The following is a 15232-nucleotide window of genomic DNA, read 5'->3' on the forward strand; positions in this document are numbered from 1 at the left end:
CACCTTTAAAACATGAATTATGGCAAGTGTAAAAAATTTAAAGAAAGACATCAATTACACATTAGGTGATATTATTGAAGAGTGTTACGTGTGGGAACTGGTAAATCCAAAAGCAGATACCAAAAAGTCTGAAGCTATTATAGATGAAGCCATTGATACGTTTGATGTATTAATAGCAAAAGTACATGCAAAAGATGTAGAAAATAAGAAAGCACATTTTAAAGCGATCAGTGCAGAATTAGAAGAAAAAGCGAATAACTTGGTGTCAAAAATAAACCAGTTGTAAATTAACTTTTCGTTCACATTATAAAAACCATTTCAATAATTTGAAATGGTTTTTTTGTTTTATTTTTGTAGCACATACGAAATCGTTTTCGATGACGTTATATTAAAAAAGGAATTTATGGCCAGAGCAATGTTTGAGTATACTAAAACGATCTTAAAAAAAGTAAGTTTTAATAAAGAGTTGTTTAGTAAAGAATTAGAAAAAGCAGTGCAGAGGCTATTACCACACGAAATAAAAGAATTGACAATCTGGTTAAAGAAGTATATAATGAACAAACCAGAATTATATGTTTGCATGAACATTATAGATAAATAAAAAGGAGCCTAAGGCTCCTTTTTATCTTTTATCTTTTTTCTAGGTTTTCTCAATTTACGCAGCATTGTTCTATTAAACTCTCGCTCTGCCATTTGCAACTGAATTATTTTCTTAGAAGAAATGACTTTTCGTAAACTAACAAAGAACTGCTTCTTTGTCTCATACATTTGTTTTTCCAAACTGATCATTTTTTTTGTGATTGCGTCTGCATCCTCTTCAGACAATGCTTCCAATCCACCAGTTTCGGATATTGATCTTTTCAACTTATAACGCTCCTCTACTCGAAGCTTCATTAATATGGCGTCATACTTATTATAAATAGGCCAAAACTTTTCAGCTTCCCCTTCAGATAAATCTAGTTTATCAGTGATGTAGGCAATTTTTAACGTACGAATCTTTTCTCTGCTTTGTTTTTTGATCTTCTTTTGCGCTTGTAAGCTCACACCAGTGACTAAAAAAGCAAGAAGAAGTATTTTTTTAAAGTTCATCATCATCTAATTTATTTCATTAAGTAAAGAAGAAGTATCTATATTTTCTAAATAAGTTTCAATATCATCTATATCTATAGAAGTATCTACCACATCATCATCCAATTCAACATCTTCAAACGCGATTGATATATCATCACTTGAAATTCTATAAATATCATTCTCGAACCAGTTCACAATTTCATCTGGAGTAGGGTCGTCTATATCCGCAGGCATATTAAAAATAACCAGTAAAGCAATTACAGCCGCAGCGGCAACTGGCATCATTTTAATAAACCTTCTTCTCAAAGGAATGACCTTAGTTACTTTTGATGGTACAACCTTATCGATAATACGATCTTCAAGGGTGTCAAAGTAATCTTTTGGAGCTTTAAAACCGTTTTGCTTAGGTAACGCTTCTTCCTTCAATTTTGCAGAAAATATATCTTCAACACTATCAAAATAGTGCTCAGGAACAGAAAACCCTTCACGAGTGGTTTTCTCTCTGATAAAATCTTCACTATTTTTTAATTCGTTATCCATTATTTGTAAGACTAATTAAACCCATAAAGGTTTAAAGGACTTGTGTTTTGATATATTTCTCTATTTTTTTCACTGCATGAAAATAGGAAGCCTTTAAAGCTCCAACAGAGGTCTCCAAAACTACGGAAATCTCATCATATTTCATGTGATCAAAATATTTCATGTTAAAAACTAACTGCTGCTTTTGCGGTAAAGTAGCAATGGCTTTTTGTAATGTAATTTCAATAGCATCTCCAGTAAACAAAGTATCTGACCCTAAGGTAGAAACCAACTCTTGTTTAATTTCTGAAATGTCCGTATTTCGCTCCCTTGCCCTTTTGTTTAAGAATGTGATAGACTCATTGGTCGCAATTCTATACATCCAGGAATACAATTTGCTATCTTGTTTAAAATTGTCAATACCTCTAAATACCTTTATAAAGGTATTTTGTAAAACATCATCAGTGTCGTCGTGCGAAATTACAATCTTTCGTATATGCCAGTACAAACGTTCTTTGTATTCACTAATGAGCACGCGAAACGCTTTTTCTTTGCTATGAGCATCTTTAAGCTGTTCTACTAAGATTATTTCATCAATCAACGACTGTTGTTTTTTGATTTAGACGAAATAAATATAAGAAGGTTTAATTAATTATCTACGAACTCTTCTCCTAGAGAAACCAAATAATCGATTTTGAACAATGGTTTCTGAAATTCCTTCTGGAAGCATATCTTGCCACCCATCTTCACCTTCAGAAATCATGCGTAAAACTTCCCTCGAGAAAATATGGAGAATTTCAGGGTTAAAGTCTTTAATATCATTCAACTTACCATTATTTTTAAAGAACTTATAAAGTTCTTTCATTCTCGGGTGTACCTTTAAATTATCACTGGTAATATACTCTTGAGTTTCTGCATCTTTATACGGATACATATATACTTTTAAGTCTCTGTAGAATAGTTTTCCAAAAGCTTCCAGTATTCCGCCGCTTAAGTGACGATAATACTTCTCATCAAAAATCTGGATTAAGTTGTATACACCCATGGCAAGTCCCATTCTAGCTTTGGTAAACTCACTAAAATATTCAACCAGTTTAAAATACTCCTGGAAGTTGGTGATCATTACATTTTGTCCAAGGGAACACAATAGTTCTGCTCGATCTAGGAAATCTCGCTCGTTAATCTCTCCTTCTGCTCTAAGGTTACTTAATGTAATTTCAAAAATAACTTGAGAGTTATCAGGGTCAACCTTATTCTCTGCAAAGAATAGATCCTTAGATTTCTGGAACATGTCCATATTGACCTTGGTCACTGGTCTAAAACTACCGCGTAACGCTAAGATGTTCTTTTTATATAAAACCTGTGCTGGCAATAAATTATTACCATCGGGTCCGAACATTACAGCATTGGTCATTTCATTCTTTACCAACTGTAAACTCATTAAACGATTATCTACATACATAAATCTAGGGCCTGAGAAATTGATCATATCAATTTCTAATTGGTCTTTATCTAGATTGTCATAGAAAGATTTTAAAAGTTCTTTTGGATTATCATTTAAATAAAATGCCCCATAAATCAAGTTAACTCCTAGAATTCCTAATGTTTCTTGCTGTAATCTCGCATCTGTTTCTCTAAAACGTAAGTGGAGTACAATCTCATTAAAATCCTCTAGAGGATCTAATTGAAAACGAATACCAACCCATCCATGGCCTTTAAATTTTTTAGAGAAATCTATGGTAGCAACCGTATTAGCATAACTGAAAAACAACTTATCAGGATGTTTTGATCTGCTTAAACGGTCTTCGATTAAGTCAACTTCATGCCTTAGCATTCTCTGCAAACGAGGTTCAGTAACATACCTCTTGTCTGCCTCTACACCATATATTGCATCAGAGAAATCCTTATCGTATGCACTCATGGCTTTTGCTATGGTTCCTGAGGCACCACCTGCTCTAAAAAAATTACGAACCGTTTCTTGTCCAGCTCCAATTTCGGCAAATGTTCCGTAAATATCCGTATTTAAATTTATACGCAGTGCTTTGGTTTTCGTAGCTGGTACACTGCTAATTTTTTTGTCTCCTTTTAGAGAAATAGCCATTTTGTTTGCATTTTATTAGAATAACAAATGTAATGAATTTAAGCCCTACCAGTCAATTTTTATGCTATTTTTGTGATATATGAAAATTACATTTTTAGGTACGGGAACATCACAAGGAATCCCAATGATTGCTAATAATGACCCTGTATGCTTGTCTGAGGATCTAAAGGATAAACGACTGCGCTCGTCCATTATGATTTCTTGGGAAGATGCCAATTTCATTGTTGACTGTGGTCCGGACTTTAGACAGCAAATGCTTCGCGAGAATGTACAATCTATAGACGGTGTGCTGTTTACCCACGAGCATTCAGATCACACAGCCGGTGTAGATGATTTACGCCCATATACCTATCAAATGGGAGAAGTACCCATATATGCCACCGAACGAGTTTTAGAAAACCTTAAAACACGCTTTGCTTATATTTTTGCTACCGAGGATAGGTATGCAGGGGCACCTAAGTTACACGAGAATCTTGTAGATGTAACACCTTTTGAATTAAGCGGCGTAAAGGTTACTCCTATCGAGGTACTACATGGTAATTTACCTATTACCGCATATCGATTTGACGATGTTGCTTATATTACAGACCTTAAAACTATAGACGATCTAGAAAAGGAAAAACTTCAAGACTTGGAAGTCTTAATTGTCAATGCGTTACGCATTGAAGTGCATCCTACACATTTAAACTTGGAAGAGGCTTTAGCATTTGTAAAAGAGATAAACCCGAAAAGAGCTTATTTTACCCATATCAGCCATAAACTTGGTTTTCATGCTGAGGTAGAAAAATTATTGCCGGAAAATGTATTCTTAAGCTACGATGGGCTAAAAATAGATGTCTAATTTGTTTTTTCTGCCGGAACGCCCATTAAAATGCTCCCATGCTCAGTGCAACTTTTTACCACGCAAGCCGATGCGCCAACGGTTATGTTGTTTCCAAGCACAAGTGGACCAATTAGTGTAGCATTCGCACCAAAATTGCAGTAGTCGCCAATAACGAAAGAGCCTGGCTCACAGGTTTTTTTAGCGCCGATAATGTTTCCTCCAGTCAAGGTTATATTTTTCCCAATTACTGACTGGCCAGATATAACCACACCAACGGCCGGATGTAATACCAGTATTCCTCCTTTTATATCGGCTTTATAGTTGATATCTAAATTCGAGTACGCATAAAAAATATTGAAAATAGGGATAAAAGGTACCCTGAGAACACCATAATACTTTTTGAAGATTAAAAAGAAACTGCGTTCTATGCGGTACATTAATACGCCCCAGAAAACTCTACTTAACCATATGTGAAGTATCCTGATCTTGTATTTACCTAGCATTCTTTTAACGTCTTGAGTAAAAAAGGTTAGTTGCGTCATGTTATTAATTGACCATTAGGTTGACGATAAAGATATAATAATTAATAGTACCTATTGGGGCGTTATTTTTTTACAGCTTTGAATAGCATGGTCCAGTTAGTTTCCCATTCCTGATTGTTTTCATCGAAGTAAGCCTGTTCCCATTTGGCGGTGTCTAGCGCTTCTTTTTTCCAGAGAAAACGCAATTTGTATTTTTTTCCTTGATAGTATTCCTCTCCATAAAAAGTGCCTATACCATCAGAAAATGTTCCGACTACTTGCTCTTTTAGTAATAACGCTGGATTGGCAGTATCTGCCCAATAAATTTTCCATGTTCCTGTTTTTGGGTTGAGCATTCGTATGCTCAATCCAATGAAGGTATCACCAAAATGATCTGATTTCATTTCATCCATGAGTCCTAAACCGTTCAAAATAGGTTTGGTTTCCATATGTGCTTGAAATTCTTCCCAGTCGTCAGAACCACATAGTCTTTCTTTTAACCTCCGGTTGGTTACATTCCATGTGCCTATCAGGAAATCAAAATTGTGAATATTAATCATGAGTAGTTATTATAACAAGGGTAATGTACTAAAAAAAGGCGATTTTTACAGCCGCTCTTCCATCCACTTTTTAAAACTAAAGAAATTCTGAGGAGCAACACCATGACCAACAGGGTATTCAGAATATACATGTTGTAAGCCAAATGAATTTAGAATAATGGGGGCTTTTCTAGCCCATTCAATAGGTAATACCTGGTCTACTGTACCGTGTGAAATATAATAATCTGTATTGATGTTTTTAGCTGCAACCGTTGGCATAAGATCTTCATTGATATAACCACTTAAAGCCAATACATGCTGTACTTTGTTGGGATAGTTAAAGCTAAGAGCATAGCTTAAAATAGCTCCTTGACTAAAACCTAATAAGAACGTTTTGTTCTCAGCTGTATCATATAGATCTTTTAGTTCATCAATAAGCGCGGCAATTTTTTGTAACGATACGCTGGCCTGGTCTAAATCCGAGTGTTTATTATTAGAAGCATCTAAATTGATGGCATACCATGCATAGCCTCCGTACCCCATTTCATAAGGGGCTCTTAAACTAACTATCAGCAGTTCATCTGGTAATTCCTCCGCAAATGAAAAAAGGTCTAACTCATTGCTCCCATATCCATGAACTAATACTAGTAAAGGTGGATTTTCTGCAACTTTCTTTGGCTGTCTTACGACGTAGTGCAATGCTGCATCCATTATTTTGTAACTAATTGATTGTTAGCATAAATACCGTATGCCTTTCCTTGTAGTTTCTTATCTATAAAAGCACTGTTTTTCGAAGTTGAAAGAATATGCTCCTCAGTAAAAGTACTTAGCTCATCTGGATTGAAAAGCGTAATATTTGCTTTTGCACCTTTAGCAATTTGTGTTTTTTCTAGTCCGAAAACCGCTCTTGGCCCTTTTGTGAGCTTTTCAATTATGGTTTCTAAATCTAAAACTGAATGTACCGCTCCAAAAAGACTCTCCATACCAATAGTACCATCTAAAGCGAGGCTAAATTCTAACTTCTTGTTTTCAATATCGATAGGATTATGATCTGATGTAATCATATCTATGGTACCATCCTTTACTCCTTTTATCAGTGCTTTTGTATCTGATTTAGTTCGTAAAGGAGGATTCACTTTTACATTGCTGTCAAACCCTGCAAGCTCGTCATCTGTCAATGTTAAATGATGTGGCGTGACGCTACAAGAGACTTGAAGTCCCTTCTTTTTTGCATCCTTTATAAGTTGTACGGATTTTGCCGTAGAAATAGTCGGTATGTGTAATTTACCTTCAGTATATTCGAGTAAGAATAAGTCTCTGGCAATTTGTAAATGCTCAGATAGGGCAGGAGCTCCTTTCAATCCCAAAGAAGTACTATTAACACCTTCATTTACGATTCCTTCGCCCGCAATAGCATTGTTTTTAGGGAAACTCAATACCAATCCATCAAAATTTTGAGCATATTGCAACGCTATTTTTAAAAGATTGTCGTTGTTAATTGGTTTGTTGTAGTCTCCAAAAGCAATAGCTCCAGACTGTTTCATGTCATACAGCTCTGCCATTTCCTTTCCATCACTATTCTTGCTTAACGCGGCTATGGGAAATACATCAACATTACTGGAAGCTCCTTTATTTATTAAGAACTCCACCGCAGATTTAGAATCTACTATAGGATCTGTATTGCTTGTAATTGCTACTGCAGTAAAACCACTTTTCGCGGCTGTTAAAAGGCCATTTTGAATCGTTTCTCTTTCCTCAAAACCAGGCTCACCAAAGGAAACAGAAGTATCAAACCAACCACATGAAACGTGCAGATTTGGGTAGTTCACAACTTCGTACTCCTTTTTAGCAGGAATCGAATTTGCTATTTTTTCAATAAAACCGTTTGTAATTAAAATATCTTTTTGTTGCTTGTGGAAAGGACTTGAAGCATCTATTATGGTAGCCGACTTTAGAAGCGTGGTCATGTTTTGAAGAATTTTAAAATTAAAATTTCCAGCAGCAAAGATACAATTGCTAGCGCTAAAAACAACTTCCAAAGCCACTGAACTTCATTTTTTTGATTTTCTTCTTCAAAATAGGACGCTATAGAGTCGTAAGAAGTAATGTTACTATTTTGACTACTAAGTTCGTTGATGTTCATGAAATCAACCATACTTTCACTACTCGGGTTATTATAAGAAATGGTTTGTAGCGTATCCTTAGAAACAATCTGATAAAACCCCTTTTTATCAGGTTTATCAGTAGTTAAGATGGAGATTTTATTTTGAGAATTTTGTTGTAACGGTATAAAAGAACTACGTAGGTTCTGTATAGAAACTACTTGATCCTTCCCAATAGAAGCATTAATTTCAATGGTGTTTCTTTCCTGTAATCTGTAGTATGGTTTTGAAGTTTGTAAACTACTCTGACCAATATTATAGAGTGTTGGAACAATTAAAGGTGAATTGGTAAAGTTTGAATTGACAGTGCTCAAAGCACCTGAAAACCAGTATAGTTCACCATTTCCAACCGTAAGATTAGATAGGAAAGACTGGTTGTTTTCAAAACTTAATAGGGGAGTACCTTTAAATGTGGCGTTAAAACTGCTAATAACCCGCGGAAATTGAAAATTACGCACCTGTTTGGTAAAAACGTTTTTAAATAATGGATGATCGTAATGAATTTTGGTAATTTTCAGCGAATCTTGCTGATTTTTAGAAATCTTTCCAATATTCATCCTAGAGAAAAAAGAATTATAGGAGTTTATCGTTGCCGAAATACTCGGAATCACGACAAGACTTCCTCCATTGTTTACAAAATCTGTCAATGCATTGGAAAGAGTACTTGGAATATCATCCATTTCATTTAATAAAATCAACTGTTGTTTGGGTACTATATTATAATTGATTTTTGAACTAGAAACCTGATTAAAAACAAAAACATCATCTGTAAAAATATTCTGTAAATAATCGTTGTTTTTACCAATGCTTAAAACGTTGATTTTTTCACCAAAATTGACCGTAAAAAAAAAGTCATTATCAAACAAGAAAACGTCATTATTTTGTATCTTTATACGGCCTCTAAAATGGGACTGATTTTGTATTTCAAAATCAATTGTTTTTTTGGTGTCGTTTTCGATAGAGAAGGAGCGTTTGCTAATCAACTTTGTATCGTTGAAAATAGAGATAGGAACATTGGTTTTTTCAGGTCCTTGATTTTTTAGCACAACATTCAACGTGAAATTACGCTCATTTTTATTACTGATAAAAATACTATCTATCGAAATGTTATTTTTTAGCTCCGCTGCAGTTTTTATAAGCGAAATTGGCACTGTTACATTTGTAAACTCATTATTTTTTATTTTTTTATTATTCTGAAAATCAGATATTAAAGTGATACTATTTAAACTGTTAGTTTTATTTAATTTTTCTGACTCTATTTTGAGTAAAACTTCTTGAATACTTAGGTTTTTTGTAGTGAAGTCTACTTTTTTAAGGATGTTTTTTAATTCTGTAGCGGTTACATTTCTATAAAAATCTGAATTCGTTAGGAAGGAATAAGAATGCTCGTCAGAAACATTTTCGATAATTTCTTGGGCTGCAACCTGTAATAATTTTCCTTTTTTACCAATTGAATTGAGACTAATTGAGTTATCTAAATAGATCGAATTATGAATATTTTGAGCTGTATTTTTAGTGCTAAAATAGGGTTGAGAAAAAGCAAAAATAATGGCTGTAAAAAGAAGCATTCTTGACGTGAGAATTAGCCACTTTTTTAGCTGAGAACTTTTACGTGTTTGTAGGTCTATTTTTTTCAAAAATGCAACGTTCGTAAAGACTACTTTTTTGAATTTTTGCAGCTGAAAAAGATGTACCAGAATTGGTATGATCAATGCAAAGAGAACGTATAAAATTTCTGGATGTTTAAATTGCATTTACCGTGTTTTAATATTTTGCTGCTTTTCCTTTTGCCGAACTATTTTTGATAAATGTTCTTAAATCGTCATTCGCTTTTTTAAGATCTACGTTGCGTAAATACATCATATGTCCACTTCTATATCCTTTAAAATAGAATCGATCTTTCATTTTTCCGCTTGGATCTACTTGCCACATGGTGTATTTTGCATTGAAATAGGTAGTAGCACCGTCATAATACCCTGACTGAATCAATACTTTTAGATATGGGTTTTGTGCCATGGCTTGTCGCAGACCTTCTCGTACATTGTTATTTCTGTTATCCCAAGGACGTACAGGCCCGAATACATTATACTTAACATCGGTTTTAAAATTTAAATGCTCTCGGATATAGTAATTGATCGCTGGCGTAAAGGAATGCAGCCAGGAGGTTAATTCTGAGTTATAGTCCGGTCTATCGCCCGCTTCTCGCTTGTCTAATCCTTTATACCTTGAGTCTAATCTTCCTACTGTATAACCGCTCTTATCGCGTAATAACTCCTTCCAGAAATAACTTTTTGGAAGATCCAAATTGTGCTGTAGAATCACTTTTTTAGAAATTCCGGAAAAATAAGCCATTTTCTCCGCTACGGTATTCTTTTCATCTGCAGAAATAAATCCTCCTTTAGAAATTGCCGGAATCAATTTATTGATAGCATAGTCTTCGGCAAGTGGTAATATTTCTAGTAGATCTTTACTTTGTAGGTCATTCGGTAGCATCTTGTGGTACCATGCCGCAGCCGTAAAATAAGGAAGGTTAATGGCAGATTCAAAAGAACTACCTGTTCTCAACACCTGATAATCGGCAGGAGAAACCATAATCACTCCATTTAAGTACATCCACTGGCTATTTTGTAATTCTGCAGCTAATCCCATTACTCGTGTGCCTCCATAGCTTTCTCCAATAATATATTTGGGAGATTCCCAGCGATTATTACGAGTGATAAAGGTATTTAACCACCCGGCTAAGTATTTTATATCTGCGTTTATTCCAAAGAATTTAGATTTGTCCAGTTTCTTCCCTTTTTTAACCACAGGTCTAGAATAGCCTGTATTTACTGGGTTTACAAATACAATATCTGCAACGTCTAATATGGAATACGGATTGTCTTTCACGCCATAAGGCTGAATAGGATTTCCCTCATCATCAATTCTCAATACTTTAGGGCCCGTATAGGCAATATGCATCCAAACAGAGGCAGAACCAGGTCCGCCATTAAAAGACATAATAATAGGTCTGGTCTTTTTATTCTTTACATTGGTTCTCTGATAGTAGGTGTAGTATAACGAAGCAGTAATTTCTCCGTTACTATTCCATACAGGTTGCATCCCTGTGGTCGCTTTATAGGCAACTTTGGATCCATTAATAGTAACTTCTCCTGTAGTGTTAACGACAGTATCTAAAGGAATTCTTGTGTCTTGCGCCTGCACAGTAAATACAAAAAGACATAACAAAAGGAACAGTAATTTTTTCATGGTTTTGTAAAATTAAGATGTCTAATTTATTACAAAAAAACCATTTATCAGTATCGAAAAATGTTAATTAAAACTTTTCAAAAACTCCTAATCCAAATAGTGCAAAATCGTACTTAACAGGATCATTGGCATCAAAGGCTCTTAAAGAAGTATCCAGTTCATAGACTGCTTTCCAATCATTCTGTTTTCGCTGTAATATTCCTAGTTTTCTAGCTACATTACCTGAATGAACATCCAAAGGGCAGGAGAGGTGTTTAGGATCATGACTTTTCCATATTCCAAAGTCAACACCAGCCGAATTATCGCGTACCATCCAGCGTAAAAACATGTTAATACGTTTGGCGGCAGAATTTTTCATAGGGTCCGAAATATGTTTTTCTGTTCTTAATACGTGTGATATTTCAAAAAATAACTGCTTAAAACTCGAAATGGACCGCGCATAGTTCACAGCGTCACTTTTAAGAGATAAGACATTTTCTAAGCCGTCATGCTTTTTATAAATGTGTTGTAGTGATTTTATAAAGCACTGTAAATCAATAGCATTAAACGTGCGGTGCACAAAACCTTCTATGTTTTTTAGATCATTATCAGAATGATTCATGATAAAATCATACGGAGCATTGTCAAATCGCTCCATCATATTCGATGCGTTCTTAATGATCATCTTGCGGTTCCCCCAGGAAATGATGGCAGTAAGAAATCCTGCAATCTCAATATCTTCTTTTTTAGAAAACATATGCGGTATTTGAATTGGATCCGTTTCTATAAAGATCGGATTGTGGTATTGGATCACCTTTTGATCTAGAAATTCTTTTAACTCAGCGTTCTGCATAGCACAAAGGAGTTAAACAATAAGACCATCTTTCATGGTTAATGTTCTGTCGGCCATTGCTGCCAGTTCCTTGTTATGAGTAACGAGCACAAAGGTTTGGTTAAATTCATCCCGTAGTTTAAAAAACAATGTATGTAAACTCTCGGCAGAAGCAGAATCAAGATTTCCGCTAGGCTCATCAGCAAAAATAACAGAGGGGTCATTTATCAAGGCTCTTGCTACAGCCACTCGTTGTTGCTCTCCACCAGAAAGCTCATTGGGTTTGTGATGTGTTCTATCTGACAATCCAAGAAAATCCAGGATCTTCTTTGCTTTTTCCTCCGTTTCTTTCTTGTCTTTCTTGGCAATAAAAGCTGGGATACACACATTTTCTAAGGCCGTAAACTCAGGAAGTAACTGATGAAACTGAAAGATAAAACCAATATGCTCATTTCTAAAACCAGAAATTTCTCTATCGCTTAAAGATTTTAGGGAAATATCGTTCACCGTGAGATCAAAGTTTTGCTCTTTTAAGGGCTTGTCAAGGGTTCCCAGAATTTGTAAAAGTGTAGTTTTACCAGCACCTGAAGGCCCCACTATAGCAACAATTTCACCTTTTTTGATATGAAGATCTACACCTTTTAAGACTTCTAGATCTCCATAATATTTGTGTATGTTTTTAGCAATAACCATAATTGAGCACTTTATACTGACGAAAGTATTAAAAAGTGCTCAATTAATGATTGTTAAAATATGTTTTTTGCTCTATTGTAATCAATGAAGTATACTAATCTTACAGAGAAGATATGCTGATTTGGTTCCTTGAATAAATTGTTCAGGTTGGCAAAGAAATCCTGCCCCGTTTCTTCGTTTACACTAAAGATACTATTTCTATAGAAGGCTATTAACTGACTTCCTGGAGCAAACTGCCAAAAGTAGTTCAAGTCTAAGTTCCAGCTGTTAAAGTTGATATCTTGGTTTTCTGCATGGCTATTTGGTACTAAGTATCCATCAGCTCCCAGGTCATAAAATTGATCTTGATAACGCACATCCGACCAGTTGTGTCTGAATGTTAAGCTTAAAGACGATTTTACACTAAAGTTATATTTTGCAGAAACAGTATTGTTAAACGTTTTACGATCTCTTCTTCCAAAAATAGGAGCATCGGTAACTTCATCAGAAGTAGCATACCCTTCTTCATTGTAATTTTGGTTGAAGCTAAATCCGTATGAAAAAGATAATTGGTTGCTAAAACGGTATCTAGGTCTGATATTAAAACCGTACGCACTTCTAGGGTTATTGTGGTATCCAGATCTCCACCAGTTTGCATTCAAAGACAGTTTCTTTCTTCTGTCTGAATTCATCCAGTTATTTACCGTAATTCTAGTAGGTCTTACGAAAAACACCCCTGAAGTAGTTCCTTGTCTAGGTTCAAAGAAGTCAAATTGTCTTCCAATATTTCCATTCACATTACCACCGAAGCTGAAACGATTCTTCGTTTCTCCCCATGCACCAATCCCCATATTGTTTCCGGTATAGGTTCCTGGACTGTGCAGGTAGTTGATATTATACCAGGTGTTGATTCTATAGTTATTGAAATTCCCTTTAGGTTGTAGAATTCTATACGAAGCGTTTCCGTAGATACGTTGTCTGTTATTTCTAAAGTTAACCCCCAGGTCATTAATATCATAATTCTTATCGTCAAAGGTATATCCTGCTTCATATTGCCAGTTTCCAGCAGCTTTTGCAATACTGGTATCAAAACTATGTCCTACCGTAGTTAAACCGCTTTCAGAGACATTACTTTGCTTGTATGCACCGTCTATAAAATACTTACTATTCTTTGTTCGAACGTGATAATCTAGACTCGTTACATTCCCATCTCGGAAATCACCATCTCTTGTTACATTGGTATTGGTAAGCGTAATAGACGAATTCCCGTTAAAGTTCTGATCGAGCACAAGTACATTGTAATTAGCAAAAGGCTCTGTCACTTCCATTCTGATCTCGTCTGTAACAGTATTTCGTATCGTAGCTTCTGTCTTTTCTGTAATCGCATTAAAGAAACCAATTCCTAGTCCTTTTTTGGTACGTCCAGAGATCTTGATCGCATTCAGCATTTTAACAGCATCTGGATTTTCAACGATTTCTTCATCCGTTCCTAAATTATCTGAAACAGCCCAGTAGTTTGTCGGAGTATTTCCAATTCTTCTAGAAAAGAACAATCTTGCTTTATTGAATAGTTCTGTTCCTTCAATAAAGAACTGACGTTGTTCATTAAATACTTGCTCAAAAGGACCTAAGTTCAAACTTACGTTGTCAAAGGCCACCTGACCAAAATCAGGAACTAGCGTAGCATCTAAAGTAAAGTTCTCCGTTACACCATATTGAATATCCATTCCTACACTTCCTGTAGTCTCTGTAGTCCCGTCAAAAGAATCTACGGTACCAGAAGTATATGGATAAAATGCCAATCGGGTAGGAGGTTTAATATCTCTAAAGTCTTCGACAAGACCATCGTACTGTGTCCAGATTCCTTTTGTGTTGTCAATCCAGTTCCAGGTGTGTTGTGAGTTTTCATTCTGTAATCTTCTGTGAAAATTGAATCCCCAGGATTGGACAGGAAGATTGGCAAAACGCAATGCTCTATAAGGTATTCTTATTTCAACAGACCATCCTGTTTCGTTAATTTTCGCTTCACTCTCCCAAACAGCATTCCAGCTAAAATCTTCATTCCCTTCAGAAATTTTAGATTCTGCTTGAGATCCTGTACTCATCACTACAAACTCAAATGCATTCTGCCCATCATCATTTGGATTGATGGTTACTAAGAAGAAGTCTGCTTGCCCAAAGTTATCTCTATTGGTAAACTCCATCGGAATTTTAGATGGATTTGGGTCATACATATTGGCACTGATATAGATCGCACTATCATCATAGGTAACTTTTACCTCTGTTTTATGCGTATCAGGTGCTTTTTTCCCGTTGTCAGGTCGTAATACAACAAAATCTTTTGCAGTTTCTGCATCTTTCCAGGCGTCATCATCTAGTATAGCGTCAATTTTAGGAGCTTTGGTAATTCTTGTGGTTTTAATTTTCTTTCTGTTACTGTTTATAGCTTCTTGAGCATATAGGCAGGTTGACGACAAAAAAAGAATTAAAAAGAAGGATAGAACTTTAGACATAGTGGTTGATTGTAGTTTTGTGATTGCTAATGTATTTATCATTTGATAACAGAAATCATAAATTCCTGTTAATTACTCCAAAGACATTGTTAATTAAAAACCGTTACATTTTTTTGATTTCAATAACATAATTTTAACATTTGGATAGGGTAAAAGTATAGTCGAAACCCCTTATAAATAGTATCAAATGTCTTGAACTGTGGATTGTATGTAGTGAATTGTGAAATCTTCTCAATCTGGTATTTTTTGTT

Annotated in this window: 16 protein-coding genes; 3 read left to right on the forward strand and 13 right to left on the reverse strand. The window is 35.1% G+C overall.

The annotated features are described in order from the left end of the window. Positions 1-19 precede the first annotated feature (19 nt). Positions 20-286 (forward strand): hypothetical protein, encoded by a 267-nt coding sequence (locus RQM59_RS12455; RefSeq protein WP_349242448.1) that lies wholly within the window; start codon positions 20-22, stop codon positions 284-286. Positions 287-403: 117 nt separating this feature from the next. Further along, entirely contained in the window at positions 404-601 is a 198-nt protein-coding gene (locus RQM59_RS12460; RefSeq protein ID WP_349242449.1) for a hypothetical protein, read from the forward strand. Between the two features lie 8 nt (positions 602-609). Here RQM59_RS12460 and RQM59_RS12465 read toward each other — a convergent pair whose 3' ends face one another. The 4 genes from RQM59_RS12465 to RQM59_RS12480 are packed head-to-tail and all read right to left on the reverse strand — an operon-like array spanning position 610 to position 3691. Continuing rightward, positions 610-1095: a sensor of ECF-type sigma factor gene (locus RQM59_RS12465; protein ID WP_349242450.1), complete on the reverse strand. Its 486-nt coding sequence runs from the start codon at positions 1093-1095 to the stop codon at positions 610-612. After that, the gene (locus RQM59_RS12470; protein WP_349242451.1) at positions 1096-1611 is read right to left on the reverse strand and encodes a hypothetical protein; all 516 of its coding nucleotides are present in this window, start codon (positions 1609-1611) and stop codon (positions 1096-1098) included. A 31-nt stretch (positions 1612-1642) separates the two neighbouring features. Further along, on the reverse strand, positions 1643-2191 hold the full coding sequence (locus tag RQM59_RS12475) for an RNA polymerase sigma factor (RefSeq protein WP_349242452.1): 549 nt from the start codon (positions 2189-2191) through the stop codon (positions 1643-1645). 51 nt (positions 2192-2242) lie between these two features. Then, positions 2243-3691, reverse strand: a complete 1449-nt coding sequence (locus RQM59_RS12480) for a TonB-dependent receptor (protein WP_349242453.1) — start codon at positions 3689-3691, stop codon at positions 2243-2245. Between the two features lie 79 nt (positions 3692-3770). Here RQM59_RS12480 and RQM59_RS12485 point away from each other — a divergent pair, with 79 nt between their 5' ends. Continuing rightward, positions 3771-4532, forward strand: a complete 762-nt coding sequence (locus RQM59_RS12485; protein ID WP_349242454.1) for an MBL fold metallo-hydrolase — start codon at positions 3771-3773, stop codon at positions 4530-4532. On the opposite strand, the gene RQM59_RS12490 is transcribed toward RQM59_RS12485, so the two are convergent. From RQM59_RS12490 to RQM59_RS12530, 9 genes are all read right to left on the reverse strand, one after another. After that, a complete protein-coding gene (locus tag RQM59_RS12490; RefSeq protein WP_349242455.1) occupies positions 4529-5056 on the reverse strand; it encodes an LbetaH domain-containing protein in 528 nt (175 codons plus the stop codon). The genes RQM59_RS12485 and RQM59_RS12490 overlap by 4 nt on opposite strands. Positions 5057-5118: 62 nt before the next feature. Next, the gene (locus RQM59_RS12495) at positions 5119-5595 is read right to left on the reverse strand and encodes a hypothetical protein (protein WP_349242456.1); all 477 of its coding nucleotides are present in this window, start codon (positions 5593-5595) and stop codon (positions 5119-5121) included. 45 nt (positions 5596-5640) lie between these two features. Beyond that, positions 5641-6285, reverse strand: coding sequence for an alpha/beta hydrolase (locus tag RQM59_RS12500; RefSeq protein ID WP_349242457.1), 645 nt, complete (start codon positions 6283-6285; stop codon positions 5641-5643). Then, on the reverse strand, positions 6285-7541 hold the full coding sequence (locus tag RQM59_RS12505; protein ID WP_349242458.1) for a dihydroorotase: 1257 nt from the start codon (positions 7539-7541) through the stop codon (positions 6285-6287). Before RQM59_RS12505 ends, RQM59_RS12500 begins: the two co-directional genes overlap by 1 nt. Further along, on the reverse strand, positions 7538-9490 hold the full coding sequence (locus RQM59_RS12510; RefSeq protein WP_349242459.1) for a BatA domain-containing protein: 1953 nt from the start codon (positions 9488-9490) through the stop codon (positions 7538-7540). The genes RQM59_RS12505 and RQM59_RS12510 overlap by 4 nt, the downstream gene beginning before the upstream one ends. A gap of 10 nt (positions 9491-9500) precedes the next feature. Then, a complete protein-coding gene (locus RQM59_RS12515) occupies positions 9501-10985 on the reverse strand; it encodes a S10 family peptidase (RefSeq protein WP_349242460.1) in 1485 nt (494 codons plus the stop codon). 67 nt (positions 10986-11052) lie between these two features. Beyond that, the gene (locus RQM59_RS12520) at positions 11053-11817 is read right to left on the reverse strand and encodes a TIGR02757 family protein (protein WP_349242461.1); all 765 of its coding nucleotides are present in this window, start codon (positions 11815-11817) and stop codon (positions 11053-11055) included. Positions 11818-11829: 12 nt separating this feature from the next. Next, positions 11830-12489 carry an ABC transporter ATP-binding protein gene (locus RQM59_RS12525; RefSeq protein WP_349242462.1) on the reverse strand — a complete coding sequence of 220 codons (660 nt, stop codon included), beginning with the start codon at positions 12487-12489 and terminating at the stop codon, positions 11830-11832. A gap of 53 nt (positions 12490-12542) precedes the next feature. Next, complete coding sequence (locus tag RQM59_RS12530) at positions 12543-14981, reverse strand: DUF5916 domain-containing protein (RefSeq protein ID WP_349242463.1); 2439 nt, start codon at positions 14979-14981, stop codon at positions 12543-12545. Positions 14982-15232: the final 251 nt, after the last annotated feature.

This window comes from Asprobacillus argus, assembly GCF_032248395.1.
Lineage (GTDB): Bacteria > Bacteroidota > Bacteroidia > Flavobacteriales > Flavobacteriaceae > Polaribacter > Polaribacter argus.